At 68.3% G+C, this 16693-nt stretch carries 13 protein-coding genes and 1 pseudogene; 12 read left to right on the top strand and 2 right to left on the bottom strand.

Going from position 1 to position 16693, the window contains the following annotated elements; genetic code table 11:
• From A9Z05_RS25235 to A9Z05_RS25190, 10 genes and pseudogenes are all read left to right on the top strand, one after another.
• Positions 1-232, top strand: a pseudogene (locus A9Z05_RS25235) (ABC transporter permease); the annotation flags it as partial.
• A 145-nt stretch (positions 233-377) separates the two neighbouring features.
• Positions 378-2104, top strand: a 1727-nt coding sequence (locus tag A9Z05_RS25230) for an ABC transporter ATP-binding protein (protein ID WP_256122087.1), incomplete at its 5' end; no start/stop codon positions are given.
• Between the two features lie 139 nt (positions 2105-2243).
• Positions 2244-3578, top strand: a complete 1335-nt coding sequence (locus A9Z05_RS25225; protein ID WP_084044427.1) for an FAD-binding oxidoreductase — start codon at positions 2244-2246, stop codon at positions 3576-3578.
• Between the two features lie 23 nt (positions 3579-3601).
• A complete protein-coding gene (locus A9Z05_RS25220; RefSeq protein WP_069620498.1) occupies positions 3602-4033 on the top strand; it encodes a helix-turn-helix domain-containing protein in 432 nt (143 codons plus the stop codon).
• A gap of 120 nt (positions 4034-4153) precedes the next feature.
• Complete coding sequence (locus tag A9Z05_RS25215) at positions 4154-4888, top strand: cupin domain-containing protein (RefSeq protein ID WP_069620497.1); 735 nt, start codon at positions 4154-4156, stop codon at positions 4886-4888.
• Positions 4889-4890: 2 nt separating this feature from the next.
• Entirely contained in the window at positions 4891-6216 is a 1326-nt protein-coding gene (locus tag A9Z05_RS25210; RefSeq protein WP_069620496.1) for an FAD-binding oxidoreductase, read from the top strand.
• A gap of 148 nt (positions 6217-6364) precedes the next feature.
• On the top strand, positions 6365-7642 hold the full coding sequence (locus A9Z05_RS25205) for an FAD-binding oxidoreductase (RefSeq protein WP_069620495.1): 1278 nt from the start codon (positions 6365-6367) through the stop codon (positions 7640-7642).
• The gene (locus A9Z05_RS25200) at positions 7639-9096 is read left to right on the top strand and encodes an aldehyde dehydrogenase family protein (protein ID WP_069620494.1); all 1458 of its coding nucleotides are present in this window, start codon (positions 7639-7641) and stop codon (positions 9094-9096) included. Before A9Z05_RS25205 ends, A9Z05_RS25200 begins: the two co-directional genes overlap by 4 nt.
• A gap of 69 nt (positions 9097-9165) precedes the next feature.
• Positions 9166-10353 (top strand): M20 aminoacylase family protein, encoded by a 1188-nt coding sequence (locus A9Z05_RS25195; protein ID WP_069620507.1) that lies wholly within the window; start codon positions 9166-9168, stop codon positions 10351-10353.
• Between the two features lie 194 nt (positions 10354-10547).
• Positions 10548-11450 carry a GNAT family N-acetyltransferase gene (locus tag A9Z05_RS25190; protein ID WP_069620493.1) on the top strand — a complete coding sequence of 301 codons (903 nt, stop codon included), beginning with the start codon at positions 10548-10550 and terminating at the stop codon, positions 11448-11450.
• 169 nt (positions 11451-11619) lie between these two features.
• Here the strand turns inward: A9Z05_RS25190 and A9Z05_RS25185 are convergent, their stop codons facing one another.
• Positions 11620-12483 (bottom strand): SDR family oxidoreductase, encoded by an 864-nt coding sequence (locus tag A9Z05_RS25185; RefSeq protein ID WP_069620492.1) that lies wholly within the window; start codon positions 12481-12483, stop codon positions 11620-11622.
• Between the two features lie 110 nt (positions 12484-12593).
• Here A9Z05_RS25185 and A9Z05_RS25180 point away from each other — a divergent pair, with 110 nt between their 5' ends.
• A complete protein-coding gene (locus A9Z05_RS25180; protein WP_069620491.1) occupies positions 12594-13499 on the top strand; it encodes a LysR family transcriptional regulator in 906 nt (301 codons plus the stop codon).
• 62 nt (positions 13500-13561) lie between these two features.
• Here A9Z05_RS25180 and A9Z05_RS25175 read toward each other — a convergent pair whose 3' ends face one another.
• The gene (locus A9Z05_RS25175; protein WP_069620490.1) at positions 13562-15070 is read right to left on the bottom strand and encodes a diguanylate cyclase; all 1509 of its coding nucleotides are present in this window, start codon (positions 15068-15070) and stop codon (positions 13562-13564) included.
• A gap of 325 nt (positions 15071-15395) precedes the next feature.
• On the opposite strand from A9Z05_RS25175, the gene A9Z05_RS25170 reads away from it, so the two are divergent.
• Positions 15396-16691 carry an MFS transporter gene (locus A9Z05_RS25170; protein ID WP_069620489.1) on the top strand — a complete coding sequence of 432 codons (1296 nt, stop codon included), beginning with the start codon at positions 15396-15398 and terminating at the stop codon, positions 16689-16691.
• Positions 16692-16693: the final 2 nt, after the last annotated feature.

Raw genomic sequence — 16693 nt, 5'->3', positions numbered from 1 at the left:
CGTGCTGCTGCTGAGCGGCCTGAGCTTTCTCGGGCTCGGCGTGCAGCCGCCGTATGCGGACCTCGGCTCGCTCGTGCGCGAGAACATCGCGAGCCTCGGCGACGGCTCGGCCGTCGCGATCATGCCCGCGGTCGCGATCGCGATCCTGACGGTGGGCGTCAACCTGATGATCGACGGTCTGCCGCATCGCGGCCGCCGCAAGGGCGCGGACGGCGCCGCCGGAGGACACTGATGCGACACGAATCGAATCCGCTCGTCGAGGTGCGCGGGCTGCGCGTGGTCGGCGGCCGGCCGGGCGGCGAGGAAACGACGATCGTCCACGGGGTCGACTTCGACATCGGGCGCGGCGAGGTGCTCGCGCTGATCGGCGAATCGNNCGGGCTCCGGCAAGACGACGATCGCGTTGTCGCTGATGGGCCATGCGCGTACCGGATGCCGGATCGCCGGCGGCTCGGTGAAGCTCGACGGCACCGACGTGTGCACGCTTTCGGCTTCGGCGCTGACCGCGCTGCGCGGCCGCAAGGTCGCGTATATCGCGCAGAGCGCGGCCGCCGCGTTCAACCCGTCGCGCACGATTCTCGACCAGGTGATCGAGAGCGCGCTGATCCACAAGACGATGACGAAGCGCGACGCGCAGGCGAAGGCGATCGAGCTGTTTCGCGCGCTCGCGCTGCCGGAGCCGGAGACGATCGGCAAGCGCTATCCGCACCAGGTATCGGGCGGCCAGCTGCAGCGGCTGATGGCCGCGATGGCGCTGATCACCGATCCGGAGCTGGTGATCCTCGACGAGCCGACCACCGCGCTCGACGTGACCACGCAGATCGACGTGCTGCAGGCGTTCAAGAGCGTGATCCGGCGCTACGGGATGAGTGCGGTGTACGTGTCGCACGACCTGGCCGTGGTCGCGCAGATGGCCGACCGGATCGTCGTGCTGAGCGACGGCGTGATCCGCGAGGCGGGCGGCACCGAACAGATCCTGCATGCGCCGACGCATCCGTACACGCAGAGCCTGATCGCGGCCGTCACGCCGAACGATGCCGAGCGCGACGCGCGGGCGCAACGACCGGCCGCTCCGGCGCCGCTGCTCGACGTGCGCGGCGCGATCGCCGGCTACGGCGGCCGCGCCGCGAACGGCTGGCCCGCAAAGGTGATCCTGCACGAAGTCGACCTGCGCATCGGGCGCGGGCAGACGGTCGGCGTGATCGGCGAATCGGGCTCCGGCAAGACGACGCTCGCGAAGGTGATCGCGGGCCTCGTGCCGGCGACGGGCGGCGCGATCCTGCTCGACGGCGAGCCGCTCGCGCGCGATATCGGCAAACGGACGAAGGAGCAGCATCGCCGCGTGCAGATCGTGTTCCAGAACGCTGATACCGCGCTCAACCCGGTGCATACCGTCGAGCGCACGCTCGCACGGCCGCTCGCGTTCTATCACGGCATCAGGGGCGCACGTGCACGCCAGCGCGTCGCGGAGCTGCTCGAGCTCGTGCGGTTGCCGCCGGCAGTAGCCTCGCGGCGTACCGGCGAGCTGTCGGGCGGGCAGAAGCAGCGCGTGAACCTCGCGCGCGCGCTCGCGGCGGAGCCCGACCTGATCCTGTGCGACGAGGTCACGTCGGCGCTCGACACCGTGGTCGGCGCCGCGATCATCGAGCTGCTGCGCGACCTGCAGGCGAAGCTCGGCGTGTCGTACGTGTTCATCACGCACGACATCGCGAAGGTGCGCGCGATCAGCGACGACATCGTCGTGCTGTATGCGGGCCGCCGCGTGGAGACGGGCAGCCGCGATGCGCTGTGCGCGCCGCCTTATCACCCGTATTCGCACTTGCTGGTGTCGTCCGCGCCGGAATTGCGCGCGGGGTGGCTCGACGATGCGGCCGAGCGTTGCCACCGGCCGCTGGTGCCGATCGGCGAGCGCGAGAACGAGGCCGAGCTGTGTCCGTTCCTGTCGCGCTGCGCGATGCGCGTGGACGGCGTGTGCAACCGGACGGCCCCGTCGCTGCGCACGCTCGGGAACGGCGCGCAGGTGCTGTGCCATCGCAGCGAGGAGGATCTCGCGCGCTTCCAGGCGGAGCCGATTCCCGCCGGCGTCGCGCCGGTGCAGCCGTAGTGCGTGGCGCGCGAACCGTTCATCGCGCGGTGCGGTGAACGGCCCGCCGCATAGTGTGCCGCGGCGATCGTGCAAAACGGCAATTTGCACGCGTGCCGCGCGCGAATACGCGGCAACTGCGGTTTTTGACGGTGATTAAATGATTCTCATTGAACGGTCGCCGATCGTCGTTGCCGGCATGCAAAAGAAGGATCCGATGAAACTGGAATCGTACTGGCTGGATACCCGCCCCGCGTTTCGCGACGGCAGCGTTGGGGCCGTCGAAGGGCGAGCCGACGTCGTCGTGATCGGCGGCGGTTTCACCGGCTTGTCGGCGGCGCTCGCGCTCGCGCAGCGCGGCGTTTCGGTGGTCGTGCTCGAAGCCGCGCAGGTCGCAGGCGAAGCGTCCGGCCGCAACGGCGGCCAGTGCAATACGGGCGTCGCGCAGGACTACGCGTCGCTGGCCGCCCGCATCGGCGCCGCGCAGGCGAAGCAGTTTTATCTTGCGTATGAAAGCGCGGTGAAGAGCGTCGAGACGATCGTGACCGAACAGGCGATCGACTGCGATTTCCGGCGCGCCGGCAAGCTGAAGCTCGCCGCGAAGCCGCAGCATTTCGCGGGGCTCGAAAAGACCTTCAACGCGTTGCGGCGCGACGTCGATCCGGACATCGAACTGATCGAGCCGTCGCGGATCCGCGATGAAATCGCATCCGACGGTTTCTACGGCGGGCTCCTGCAGCGCAACGGCGCGCAGATGCACATGGGCAAGTTCGGCGTCGGCCTCGCGCAAGCGGCCGTGCGGGCCGGCGCACGCGTGTACGAGCACGCGGCCGTCACGCAGCTCGACCGGCTCGACGGCGAGCGCCACCGCATCACCTGCGCCCGCGGCACGATCGTCGCCGACCGCGTGCTGGTCGCGACCGGTGCGTCGCAGCACGGGCCATTCGCGTGGTTCCGGCGACGCATCGCGCCGGTCGGCAGCTTCATCGTCGTGACCGAGCCGCTGCCGGATGCGCAGTTGAACCGGCTGTTTCCGCACCGCCGTGCCTACGTGACGTCGCGCCAGATCGGCAATTACTTCCGCGTGACGCCCGACAACCGGCTGCTGTTCGGCGGCCGCGCGCGCTTCGCGATGTCGAGCCCGCGCTCCGATGCGAAGAGCGGCGACGTCCTGCGCGCCGGCATGGCCGGCTACTTCCCGGAACTGGCCAGCGTGCGGCTCGACTACTGCTGGGGCGGGCTGGTGGACATCACCGCCGACCGGCTGCCGCGCGCGGGCCAGCACGACGGGCTCTATTACTCGATGGGCTACAGCGGCCACGGCGTGCAGATGTCGGTGCACATGGGCCGCGTGATGGCCGACGTGCTGTATGGCGCCGCCGCGTCGAACCCGTGGCGCGAACTCGACTGGCCGGCGATACCCGGCCATTTCGGGCACGCGTGGTTCCTGCCGCTCGTCGGCGCGTATTACCGGATGCAGGATTTCCTGCATTGAAGCGAGCGCCGGGAGAATTCGACATGACAGTGCAATTCGTTGGCTCGCCGCGTGTCGCGCGGCCCGTGTCGCCGGCGATCGGCGACGTGCTGCGCACGATCGACGCGTCGTTCGCGCAGCCGCTGAACCTCGATACGCTCGCGGCGGTGGCCGGGTTGAGCGTGTCGCGTTTCACCGCGCGCTTTCGCAGCGAAACCGGGCTGTCGCCGCACCGGTATTTGTGTCTCGTGCGGATACGGCGGGCGCAGGACCTGTTGCGCGCCGGTCTCGCGCCGTCGGTCGTCGCGACCGACGTCGGCTTCTTCGATCAGAGCCATCTGTGCCGGCATTTTCGGCGCGTGCTCGGGATCACGCCGCGCGATTACGTGGTCGCCCGCACGGGCGGCGCACCGGTGCGAACACCATCGACACGCATGCACGCCGAACGCCGCGATGCGTCGTGTCACGCGGCGTAAGCACACGCATGGACGACATGCCCCGCTGAGGATGTCCGGCACGAGAGCCGGCGAACGACGATTTCCGTTATCGCGTGACAGCTTTCGAACGAATCCGTCACGCACTGCACAGGAGCAGAAATGACCGCAGTTTTCGTGTTGCACCGGGCCGACGGCGCACCGTCTTCCACCGCGTTCCGCAAACAGGCGTTCGGCGCGAGCGATCCGTTCGCGTCGCATCGCGAGGTCGCGTGGGAAGGCCTCGACGCGATGGCCGCGGGGCGCATCGACTTCGTGGGCGAACTCGACGTGCCGAGCTTTCCGCACATCGAAACGCTCGTCGTCGTCCAGGGCGAGCTGACGCTCGAAGCGGCCGGGGCCGCGCCGCTGGTGGTCGGCCCGGGACAGGGCGCCGTCATCGGCGGCGGCACGGCGCTGCGCATCGCCGCGCAATCGCCGGTGCGGCTGATGTTCTGCGCGGCAGCGTGCGCGCAACCGACGAAACGCGGCCTCTTTGCGCTGCACGCCGACGCGGACTTCAAACCGTCCGCCACGCTGCCGGCCGAGGTACTGCTCGGCCCCGCGCCGCAATGCCGCAGCGACAACGTGTTCACCGACGACGGCGCCGGGTACTGCGCGGGCACGTGGGATTCGACGCCGTATCACCGGATCGTCCGGCCGCATCGCGCGAACGAGTTCATGTTCCTGCTGGACGGCGGCGTCCGGTTCGCGGCGCCCGACGGCAGCGTGGAATCGCTCGGTACCGGCGATGCGCTGTTCGTGCCGCGCGGCGCGTCGATCGGATGGGAAAGCAGCGAACGCGTGGCGAAGTTCTACGTGATGCAGAACGTCAAACCCTCCACCGAACGAGACTGAGCATGTCCCCTCCGCTGCGCCATATCGAAACCTTGTCCACGCCGCCGGCCGCGGCCGACGTCGTCGTGATCGGCGGCGGCATCATCGGCGTCTTCACCGCCTACTACCTGGCCCGCCGCGGCGTATCGGTCGCGCTCGTCGAGAAAGGGCGAATCGGCGCCGAACAGTCGAGCCGCAACTGGGGCTGGTGCCGGCAGCAGAACCGCGACGCGCGCGAGTTGCCGATGGCGAGCAAAAGCATCGATCTGTGGGAACGATTCGCCGCCGAATCCGGAGAAGACACGGGCTTTCATCGCTGCGGGCTGCTGTATCTCAGCAATGACGAGGCCGAACTGTCGCGCTGGGCCAGCTGGGGCGAATTCGCGAAGACCGCCGGTGTCACCACGTACATGCTCGACAGCAAGCAGGCCGCCGAACGCGGACGGGCGACCGGGCGGCAGTGGAAAGGCGGCGTCTTCTCGCCGACCGACGGCACGGCCGATCCAGGCAAGGCCGCGCCGGCCGTGGCCGCCGCGCTGATCAAGCTGGGCGGCAGTGTCCATCAGCACTGCGCGGCGCGCGGCATCGAGCTCGAAGGCGGCCGTGTCGCCGGCGTCGTCACCGAGGCCGGCGTCATCAAGACCCGAACGGTCGTGATGGCCGGCGGCGCGTGGGCGTCGTCGTTTTGCCGCCAGCTCGGCATCCGGTTTCCGCAAGCGTCGATCCGTCAGTCGATCCTGAGCGTGTCGCCCGTCGACACGCCGCTGCCGGGTGCGATGTACACGTCCGGCGTGTCCATCACGCGCCGCGGCGACGGACGCTACGCATTGGCGATCAGCGGCCGCGCACGCGTGGACCTGACGCCGCAGTTCCTGCGCTTCGCGCCGCAATTCGTGCCGATGTTCGCGAAACGCTGGCGCAACCTGCTGCCGGGCGGCCTCGAAGGCGTACGCAGCGGCCATGAAACGTTGAAGCGCTGGCGCCTCGATGCGCCGACGCCGATGGAAGCGATGCGCATTCTCGATCCGAAGCCCGACATGCCGACGGTCGCCGAAACGTACCGCCGCGCGTCCGAACTGTTGCCCGAACTGCGCGAAGCGAAGATCACGCACGCGTGGGCCGGGTACGTCGACAGCACGCCGGACGGCGTGCCGGGCATCGGCGAAGTGCCGGGCGTGCCGGGGCTGATCCTCGCGGCGGGGTTTTCGGGACACGGCTTCGGGATCGGCCCGGGCGCCGGGCACCTGATCGCCGATCTCGCGACCGGTGCGCAACCGTTCGTCGACCCGGCGCCGTACCGGCCCGCCCGGTTCAGCGAGTCCGCATGGGGCAAGGTCGCGGATTTCTAGTGCAGGGCCGTCGCGCTGATGCGGGGCAGCCTGGACGAGGTGCTTCGATCCCGATCGCGGGCAAGCGGCCCATCGGCCCGATCGGCGCGGCGAACGTTCAGCAGCCTCGCAGCGCGGTGCGGTGCGATGGACAGCTTTGGAGTGCCTGATGCGTTTCAGTTCCTACTGGCTCGACACGTCGGAGCCATTCGCGAGCAGCGCGCCGGCGTTGCATGACGGAAGTTGCGACGTGGCGGTGGTGGGCGGCGGGATCACGGGTTCGGCCGCGGCGCTGGCGCTGGCCAAGAAAGGCGCGCGCGTGATCGTCTGCGAGGCAGGCACCGTCGGGCAGGCGGCATCCGGACGCAACGGCGGCATGTGCAACAACGGCTTCGCGCAGGATTACGCGTCGCTGTCGCAGCGCATCGGCACGGAACTGGCCAACCGGCTCTATCTCGCGTTCGACGCGGGCGTCGACACGGTCGAGCGGCTGGTCCGGGAGGAGTCGATCGATTGCGATTTCGTGCGCCGCGGCAAGCTGAAGCTCGCGGCGAAGCCCGAGCACTACGACAAGCTCGTGCGCAGTCAGGCCCTGCTCGCGGCGAGCGTGGACCCCGACACGCGCGTGGTCACGAAGGCGGAACTGCGCGACGAGATCGGCTCGAACCGATATCACGGCGGGCTGCTGTTCGGCAAAAGCGCCGGGATGCATGTCGGCCGTTATGTGCGCGGCCTCGCGCGCGCCGCGCAAGCCCGTGGCGCGCATATTCTCGAGCATGCGCCGGTGCTCGGCCTGACGCGGCAAGCGGGCGGCACGTACGCGGTGCAAACACCGCTCGGCGAGATTCGCGCGCGCCAGGTCCTGCTCGCGAGCGGCATTTCGCAGGTCGGGCCGTTCGGCTGGGTTCGCCGCAGGATCGTGCCGGTCGGCGCGTTCATCATCGTCACCGAGCCGTTGCCGAACGATCTGCTCGACCGCTTGCTGCCGACGCGGCGGATGGTCACCGACACGAAGAACTTCGTGAATTTCTTTCGCGTCACGCCCGACAACCGAATGCTGTTCGGCGGGCGCGCGCGTTTTGCCGCGTCGAATCCGCGTTCGGACGAAAAGAGCGGGGCCATCCTGCGGCAGCAAATGGCCGCCGTGTTTCCCGAGCTGGCCGACGTACGCATCGACTACTGCTGGGGCGGGATGGTCGACATGACGGCCAACCGGCTGCCGCGCGCGGGCGAACGCGACGGCGTCTACTACTCGATGGGCTATAGCGGCCACGGCACGCACATGGCCACGCTGATGGGCACGTTGATGGCCGAGATCATGGACGGACGCGCCGACCTCAACCCGTGGAAAGATTTCGACTGGCCCGCGATTCCGGGCCACTTCGGCAAACCCTGGTTTTTGCCGTTCGTCGGCGCCTGGTATCGACTCAAGGACACTCTCCAATGAATTCCCCTGTTGTTCACCTGATGCAAGCCGGCCGGCTGGATCGCTTTTTCATCGACGGCGACTGGGTGCTGCCCGAAGGCGGCGAGCGGTTTGCCGTCATCAGCCCGTCCACCGAAGACACGCTGTGCGAGATCCCGCTCGGCAACGCGCGCGATGCCGACCGCGCGGTGCTGGCCGCGCGCCGCGCGTTCGAACGCTGGTCGTCGACTTCACCGCAGGAACGCGCGGCGTTGCTCGATCGTGTGCACGCGCTGATGCTGGAGCGCGCCGAGCTGTTCGCCACCGCGCTCGCGCTGGAGATGGGCGCGCCGATCGGCTATGCGCGCGGCGCGCACGTGCCGCTCGCGGCCGAACATATTCGTGTCGCGCGCGACAACCTCGCGCGCTACCCGTTCATCGAGCGGCGCGGGACGACCGCGGTCGCGCGCGAGCCGATCGGCGTGTGTGCGCTGATCACGCCGTGGAACTGGCCGATCTACCAGATCACCGCGAAGGTCGGGCCGGCGCTCGCGGCAGGCTGCACGGTCGTACTGAAGCCGAGCGAGCTGTCGCCGCTCAGCGCGCTGCTGTTCGCGGAAGTGCTCGCCGATGCGGGCGTGCCTGCCGGCGTCTTCAACCTCGTGAGCGGCAGCGGCGAAACGGTGGGCGCCGCGCTTTCGTCGCATCCGGAGGTCGACATGGTGTCGATCACCGGCTCGACGCGCGCCGGCGTGCTCGTCGCGCAGGCGGCCGCGACGACCGTCAAGCGCGTCGCGCAGGAACTGGGCGGCAAGTCCCCGAACATCGTGTTGCCGGATGCGGACCTGTCGCGCGCGATCCCGCCCGGCGTGGCCGCCGCGTTTCGCAACATGGGGCAATCGTGCAGCGCGCCGACCCGCATGATCGTGCCGCGCGCCGCGCTCGGCGCGGTCGAGGCACTGGCCGTCGCGGCAATGCAAACGCTCGTGGTCGGCGATCCGTTCGACGAGGCCACGACGCACGGGCCGCTGGCCAATCGCGCGCAGTTCGGGCGGGTTGCGCAGATGATCGACGTGGGCATCGACGAACGCGCGAAGCTGATCGCCGGCGGCCCCGGCCGGCCCGCGGGGCTCGACCGCGGCTTTTATGCGCGGCCGACGATTTTCTCCGACGTGCGCACCGACATGGCGATCGCGCAGCAGGAGATTTTCGGCCCGGTGCTCGCGATCCTTCCTTACGACACCGTCGACGAAGCGGTCGCGATCGCGAACGATACGGTCTATGGGCTCGGCGCACACGTACAGGGCGCCGACAAGGAACGCGCCCGTGCGGTGGCCGCCCGCATCCGCGCGGGGCAGGTGCATCTGAACTACCCGGCATGGGACCCTCAGGCGCCGTTCGGCGGGTACAAGCAGTCGGGCAACGGCCGCGAGTACGGGATCGAAGGGATGGAGGAATACATGGAGATCAAGTCGATCGTCGGCTATTACGACTGACGCAGCCGCTGCGCGAGATTCGCGCCGGCAGTACAGTTGGAAGCCCGCTACATTCCGAAGGTGCCGAAATTGGATAACCCCGTCATCCCCGACACATCGCTGCAAGCGCATCACGCGCACTGGGCGAAGCTGCGCCGCGACCTGCATGCGCATCCCGAGTTGCGATTCGAAGAACACCGGACGGCCGACGTCGTTGCCCGCGAGCTCGAGGCGCTCGGCTATGCGGTGTCGCGCGGGCTCGGCGGCACGGGCGTCGTCGCGAGCCTGCCCGGCGCGGATCCGCGCCGCGGCATCGTGCTGCGCGCCGATCTGGACGCATTGCCGATCCACGAAGCAAACGACTTCCCGCACGCGTCGTGCACGCACGGGATCATGCACGCGTGCGGCCATGACGGCCATACCGTGATGCTGCTCGGCGCCGCGCGCGTGCTGAAGACGCTGCCGCAGTTGCCGGGCACCGTCCATTTCGTGTTTCAGCCGGGCGAAGAGGGCGGCGCGGGCGCGCGCAAGATGATCGACGACGGGCTGTTCGAGCAATACCCGACGGAAGCGGTATTCGGCATGCACAACTGGCCCGGGTTGCCGGCCGGGCATTTCGGGTTGCGCACGGGCGCGATCATGGCCGCGGGCTCGCGCTTCAGGATCACGGTGACGGGCAAGGGCGCGCACGCGGCGCAGCCGCATCTGGGCATCGATCCGGTGCCGCTCGCGTGCTCGATGGTGCTGCAGTGCCAGACCATCGCCGCGCGGCACAAGGACCCCGTCGACCCGGCGGTCATTTCCGTCTGCATGTTCCATGCGGGCACGACGGACAACGTGATTCCCGACACCGCGGAGTTGCGCGGCACGATCCGCACGCTGTCGTCGGCATTGCAGCAGAAGCTGCAGCGCGACGTGCGGCTCGCGTGCGAAGGGCTCGCGGCGGCCTACGGCGCGCAGGTCGACGTGGCGTTTTTCCAGTACTACCCGGCGACGGTCAACACGCCGGCCGAGACGGCGCTGTGCGAAGCGGTGATTCGCGACACGTTCGGCGACGCGCGCGTCGACCGCGACGTGCCGCCGAACATGACGTCCGAAGACTTCGGCTTCATGCTGGAGGAGCGGCCGGGCGCGTACGTGCTGATCGGCAATGCACAGGACGGCGCGGCCTCACCGGCGCTGCATCATCCGAAATACGACTTCAACGACGACATCATTCCGGCCGGTGTCCGGTACTGGGTCGCGCTGGCGCAGCGTTACTTCACGCGATCGCCGTGATGCGTCGGGGCGGCGTGGAAACCGGCGACGTCTGGTTGATCGAGCGTCAGGTCCGGGGCTGGCGTGCTTCCGGATCGCGGTGCACCCATGCCAGCCGGCGAGAACCGTGCAATTGATCGACGCTTCGATGTGATCGCCGCATATTTTTCTGACGTGCCGTGTCGCACGATCACACCATTTGAGAGGACTGCGTAATGAACCAGGAACCTGAAGTGAAGGAGCGCGACGCGACGTCGGCGCTTCGCTACCGCAGATTCACCGCGGCGGACGTCCCCGCCGCCCATGCCCTTTCCATCGCGCTTCGCTGGCCGTTCAGGGCGGAAGACTGGCAGTTTTCCGCGGAAACGTCGACGGCATTCGCGGCCGAGGAAAACGGCGTCGTCATCGGCACGGCGATGTGCTGGAAGTACGGTGCGGATCGCGCGGCGATCGGGCATGTGATCGTCTCCGACGCGCATCAGGGCCGCGGAATCGGCCGCAAACTGATGGAGACGCTCCTCGACGAACTGGGGCCGCGCATCACGTTCCTGCATGCGACGCCGGCCGGTCGGCCGCTCTACGAGAAGCTGGGGTTCACCGTATGCGGCTCGCTGGGCCAATATCAGGGGAACGTGGATCGGCCCGCCGCCGTTGTCGTGCCTGACGGCGAGCGGCTGCGCGCTGGCTCGCCGGCCGACTGGCCGCGCCTCGTCGAACTCGACACGCATGCGTCCGGTCTCGAGCGCGAAGCGCTGTTGTCCGCGTTGCAGACGCGGGGAGAAAGCGTGGTGCTCGAACGCGACGGCGAGATCGTCGGGTTTTCGGTGCTGCGGCGCTTCGGTCGCGGTTACGTGGTCGGTCCGGTGGTCGCGCCGCGTTCGAGCGACGATGCGCGCGCGAAGGCGCTGATCGGCTATTGGCTGACGAAACGCGACGGTGACTTCGTGCGTATCGATGTGCCTGACGGGAGCAGTTTGCCGGGCTGGTTGAGCGAACAGGGACTGAAGCAGGTGGATGCCTGTTCGAAGATGGTTCGCAACGCGCCCGCCACCGGGCACGACGGTGCGGCCGACCCGACATTCGGACTGTACGGGCTGGTCAGTCAGGCGATGTTGTAGCCGTCGGCTGCGCCGCGACGGACGAACTCAGCGCGCCCGGCCTCCGCTGCTCGTCGATCGTGCGGGTCAGCGGCGACTGGACGTCGCCGGTGGCGGTCGCGCCGAACCGGCCGCGCCCGCCGCCGGTTCCCCGCACCACCGCGCGGCGCATGAAAGCACCGCATTTCACTCAACGCGCGAGCGCGGCCGCGAAGTCGCGATACGTCCGCAACGGGCGGCCGAGGATCGCGGTCAGCCGCTCGACGTCGCCGGCTTCCGGCACCATTCCGTCGCTGACGTAGCGCTCGGCCATCAGCCGCATTTCGTACGCCATCCATTTCGGCATGAACGTCGCCAGGTTGTCTTCGAACGGCGTGGGATCGTCGCCGCCATACGCAACCGGCCGGCCGAGCGTGTCCGACCAGATCGACGCCAGTTGCGGGCCGGTCAGCGTGTCGGGCCCGACCAGGTTGATGGTGTCGACCGGAAGCTTGTCCGGCGCGTCGTTGCGACGGATCAACTCGATCGCCGCGACTTCCGCGATATCGCGCACGTCGACCATCGCGACGCCCTTGCCGCCGATCGGCATCGGGTACACGCCGTGCCCGACGATCACGTCCTTCACCATCGATTCGTTATCCATGAAATACGCGGGTCGCAGGATCGTCGCGCCGAAGCCCATCTGCTCGATCATCCGCTCCGCGCCGGATTTCACCGCGAAGTGCGGCACGTTCACGAAGCGGTCGGCGTGCAGGACCGACAGATAGACGACGCGCTCGATGCCCGCTTCGCGGGCCAGGTTCAGCGCGATCAGCGCCTGCGTGAATTCGTCGCCCGCCACGCCATTGAGCAGGAACAGCGTGCGCACGCCGGAGAAGGCCGCCCGCAGCGCATCGACGTCAAGCATGTCGCCCGGTGCGACGGTCACTGCCGCCGGAAAATCGGCCTTGGCCGGATCGCGCACCAGCACGCGCACGTCGGCGCCGCGATCGAAGAGTTGACGGACGACCTGGCGGCCCACACGGCCGGTGGCGCCGGTAACGAGAATGGTCATGATGTTCACTCCTGAGGTAACGATGGGATTGACTGCCCACGTAAGTTAGGTGATCCATACATGATCCGGAAGATGTGATAAATAGACATGTCGTCTCACTGGTGGAACACATGGACCTGCTCGCTCTCGCCGATTTCAATCTCGTCGCCCGCCATGGCAGCTTCGGGGAGGCCGCGCGGGTCGCGGATCGCCCGAAGGCGACGCTGTCGCGCCGCGTGGCGGAACTGGAGAACAGTCTGTCGCTGCGTCTGTTCGAGCGCGGCTCGCGCGGCGTGAAGCTCACGCAGGAAGGGCGCGCGCTCTACGAGCGGACGGGCGCGCTCCTCGCGGAGCTGGCCGACAGCGCGTCGGCGATCGCAGCCGGGAGCGAGCGGCCGCGCGGCCGGCTGCGGATCAGCGCGCCGATGCTGTTTTCCCAGTTCGCGATGGGGAAGCTGGTGGCGACGTTCGCGCTGAGATACCCGGACGTCCGGCTGGAGGTGACGACCGAAGACCGGCCCGTCGACATGATCGAGGAAGGATACGACCTCGTGATCCGCGTGAACCCGGCCCCCGACGAGAGCCTGATCGGGCGCGTGTTCCTGCGCGACCGGCTGGTGGTCGTCGCGAAGCCCGAGCTGGCGCGGCCCGGCGGCGACGCGCCCACACCGGCACCGGCCGTGGTGCGCGACGGGAACGACACGCGCACTGCCTGGGAGGTCGCCGGACCGGCGGGGACCGCGCGTATCCCGATCGAACCCGTCGCAAGGCTGTCGTCGCTGAGCATGGTGCGCGATACGGTCCGCCTCGGCCTGGGCGCCGCGTGCCTGCCGGCGTCGCTGGTGAGCCGCGACCTGGCCGCCGGCACGCTCGTCAGTTGGGGCGACGTGCCGGGTTCCGATATCGCGCTGTGGGCGCTGTATCCGTCCAGGCGATTATTGAGCGCGCGCGTGTCCGCGTTTCTCGATCACCTGAAGGACGCGTTTCCGTCAGGTGAGCCGGAAGAACTGGCGGCATACATCGAACCGGGGCAGTGAAACGACCATGATGGTCGCGGCAGCGCGCGTACCGCCGCCCGTTCCGACTCGAACCGCCGCGTTCACGCCGGCTCGGGCCGCGCGCAACACACGCGGTTCCGGCCTTCGCGCTTGGCGCGGTAGAGCGCCATGTCCGCCTGATGCGACAGCGCGTGCACGGAGGCGTGCCGCGCGCGCCGGCCGGTCGCACAGCCGATGCTGACGGTGAAAGCCGGCACGGTTTCCTTAAACCCGTCGAGCCGGTTACGCTCCACCTCGCGGCGAATCGCGTCGGCGACCCGCGCGGCGCCGTTTTCATCCGTATCCGGCAACACCGCGACGAATTCCTCGCCGCCGTAGCGCGCGGCGAGGTCGCCGCGCCGCCGCGTATGCGCGCGGATGCATTCGGCGAGAAAGCGCAGCGCGGTGTCGCCCTGCGCGTGCCCGTGCCGGTCGTTGTACTGCTTGAAATGGTCGGCGTCGATGAACAGCACCGACAGGGTGCCGCCGCTGCCGCGCTGCAGCCGCTCCCATTCGTTGGCCAGCGCGGTATCGAGCGCGCGACGATTGCACAATCCGGTCAACGGATCGGTACGCGTGAGATCGGTCAGCAGCGTCTGTTTGCGGAAATTGTCGCGCAGGGCGAAGGCCAGCAGCCAGACCACCGCACAGAACAATGCGCAGATCACGGATGCCGACACGCCGACCGTCCACGACAGGCGCCGGATGCCGGCCAGCACGTCGTTTTCGGCCGGCGCGACGACCGCGATCAGCGGGGTGCCCGGTATCCGCTGGTAGGTATACAACCGCACGATGCCGTCGATGCTCGAACGCGCGGGATAGAAGCCCGATTCGCTGTTCACCATCCGCTTGAAGGACGTCGAGCGACGCAGAAGGTTCATCTGGCCTTCGTTCAGCGACGGGTTTCTCGCGAGGATCGTGCCGTCCGCGCGGACAATCGCGCTGACCCCGTTGGGTCCGACGTCGAGGCGGGACAGCAGCTGCTCGAAGTAGGTGAGATCGACGGCGACGACCGCGATCCCGTCGAACGCATGATCCGGCCGTTCGATGCGTCGCGACAGCGCGATGGATTCCTTGCCGCCGCGCGAGCGTGCGCGATAGGGCTGGGAGACGTAGAGCCCGACGTTGTCCGCATCGCGATGGACCTTGAAGTAGTCGCGATCGGCGAAGTCCCAGCGGTGGGTCGTGCTGCAGCACCCGTCGATCAGCCGGCCGCGACTGTCGGTCACGCCCATGCCGGTCACGTACTGCGCGGCCGTGCGCTCGAACAGCAGGTCGTGCCGCAATCCGGCGTCCATGCGCTGCACGGCCGGCTTGCCGAGGTCGGCCGCCAGCGCGATCAGCGCGTTGTTCGACGTTTCGACCGTCCTCGCGATCTGGCTCGCGAGCACGGCCGCGACGTTGCGCGACGTCTCATGCGCATGCTCGACGACTTCGCTGCGCGCGACCCACAGCGTCACCGCGCTGATCCCGAGCGCCGCGAGCGACATCAGCGTACCCAACGCGCCGACGACGAACGGGTGGCGTCCGGCCCAGTCGGCGATTTTCTCGATCGAAGTGAATGCGGGCATGCTCGCGCTCGTGTTGAGACGCCGGCTGCACTTGCGCCGGCGCGGGTCCAATCCCCGTTAACGGCACGGCCGACAAAAAATCGAGGCCGGGATGGCCGCCCATCGACGACCACGGCCCGACGCGACGACGCAAACGTGTGCGGCCATGCGGCGATACGGCTCGAGCGCCGTCCGGCCCCGCGCCGATCACGTCGATTGATAACCGGACTGCATCAATCCTTCCAAAAATCGCACTTATCGTTTGATCGATACCGCGCCAACATGCCGGAAAACGACAATCGACCAGCCCCTCCCGCGTATTCCAGGATTTTCAGGAGACACCCAGATGCACCCCTCGTCCAGCCTTCCGGCCGAACGCTCGAAGGCCGCCGCGATCTTTCGCGTCACGGCCGGCAATTTTCTCGAGCAGTTCGACTTCTTCCTGTTCGGCTTCTACGCCACGCAGATCGCCAACGTCTTCTTCCCCGCGCAAAGCGAGTTCGCATCGTTGATGATGACCTTCGCCGTGTTCGGCGCCGGCTTCCTGATGCGCCCGCTGGGCGCGATCGTGCTGGGCGCGTACATCGACGAGGTCGGCCGCCGCAAGGGCCTGATCGTCACGCTGTCGATCATGGCGAGCGGCACCATCCTGATCGCGTTCGTGCCGGGCTACGCGACGATCGGGTTGCTCGCGCCCGTACTCGTGCTGATCGGACGGCTGCTGCAGGGTTTCTCCGCGGGCGCGGAACTGGGCGGCGTGTCGGTCTATCTCGCCGAGCTCGCGACGCCCGGCCGCAAGGGCTTCTTCACGAGCTGGCAATCGGCCAGCCAGCAGGTGGCGATCGTCATCGCGGCGGCCCTCGGCTTTGCGCTCAATCAGTGGCTGAGCGCATCGCAGATCGGCGCCTGGGGATGGCGCGTGCCGTTCTTCGTCGGCTGCATGATCGTGCCGTTCATCTTCCTGCTGCGCCGCAACCTGGAGGAAACCCAGGAGTTCAAGGCCCGCAAGCATCGTCCGGGCATGAAGGAGGTGTTCGGCACGCTGGTCCAGAACTGGGGCGTCGTGATCGCCGGCATGATGCTGGTCGCGATGACCACCACGAGCTTCTATCTGATCACCGTTTACGCGCCGACCTTCGGCAAGACCGTGCTGCACCTGAGCACCGCCGACAGCCTGCTCGTGACACTCTGCGTCGGCGTGTCGAACTTCGTGTGGCTGCCGATCGGCGGGGCGCTGTCCGACCGGATCGGCCGTCGGCCGCTGCTGGTCGGCATGACGATGCTCACCGTGGTGACCGCCTATCCGGCGCTGTCGTTCCTCGCTCACGCGCCGTCGTTCGCCAACATGCTGCTCGTCCTGCTCTGGCTGTCGTTCATGTACGGTATCTACAACGGTGCGATGGTCGTCGCGCTCACCGAAGTGATGCCGGTGCAGGTGCGCGTCGCGGGCTTCTCGCTCGCGTACAGCCTCGCGACGGCCGTGTTCGGCGGCTTCACGCCGGCCATCTCGACCGCGCTCATTCACGCGACGGGCGACAAGGCCGCGCCCGGCTACTGGATGAGCTTCGCCGCCGTGTGCGCGCTGCTCGCGACGTTCGCGCTCTATCGTCACCGCACCCCCAAGTTGACGCCCGCGCATTGATG

It is taken from the genome of Burkholderia sp. A2 (genome assembly GCF_001729305.1).
GTDB lineage: Bacteria > Pseudomonadota > Gammaproteobacteria > Burkholderiales > Burkholderiaceae > Burkholderia > Burkholderia sola.
The sequence above is the reverse complement of the archived record's forward strand: the minus strand, read 5'-3'. Positions and strand labels throughout refer to the sequence as shown.

Bases quoted from the DNA above. Each gene is read 5' to 3' on its own strand.
- A9Z05_RS25225 (WP_084044427.1), top strand. From the start codon at position 2,244: ATGATTCTCATTGAACGGTCGCCGATCGTCGTTGCCGGCATGCAAAAG.
- A9Z05_RS25220 (WP_069620498.1), top strand. From the start codon at position 3,602: ATGACAGTGCAATTCGTTGGCTCGCCGCGTGTCGCGCGGCCCGTGTCG.
- A9Z05_RS25215 (WP_069620497.1), top strand. From the start codon at position 4,154: ATGACCGCAGTTTTCGTGTTGCACCGGGCCGACGGCGCACCGTCTTCC.
- A9Z05_RS25210 (WP_069620496.1), top strand. From the start codon at position 4,891: ATGTCCCCTCCGCTGCGCCATATCGAAACCTTGTCCACGCCGCCGGCC.
- A9Z05_RS25205 (WP_069620495.1), top strand. From the start codon at position 6,365: ATGCGTTTCAGTTCCTACTGGCTCGACACGTCGGAGCCATTCGCGAGC.
- A9Z05_RS25200 (WP_069620494.1), top strand. From the start codon at position 7,639: ATGAATTCCCCTGTTGTTCACCTGATGCAAGCCGGCCGGCTGGATCGC.
- A9Z05_RS25190 (WP_069620493.1), top strand. From the start codon at position 10,548: ATGAACCAGGAACCTGAAGTGAAGGAGCGCGACGCGACGTCGGCGCTT.
- A9Z05_RS25185 (WP_069620492.1), bottom strand. From the start codon at position 12,483: ATGACCATTCTCGTTACCGGCGCCACCGGCCGTGTGGGCCGCCAGGTC.
- A9Z05_RS25180 (WP_069620491.1), top strand. From the start codon at position 12,594: ATGGACCTGCTCGCTCTCGCCGATTTCAATCTCGTCGCCCGCCATGGC.
- A9Z05_RS25175 (WP_069620490.1), bottom strand. From the start codon at position 15,070: ATGCCCGCATTCACTTCGATCGAGAAAATCGCCGACTGGGCCGGACGC.
- A9Z05_RS25170 (WP_069620489.1), top strand. From the start codon at position 15,396: ATGCACCCCTCGTCCAGCCTTCCGGCCGAACGCTCGAAGGCCGCCGCG.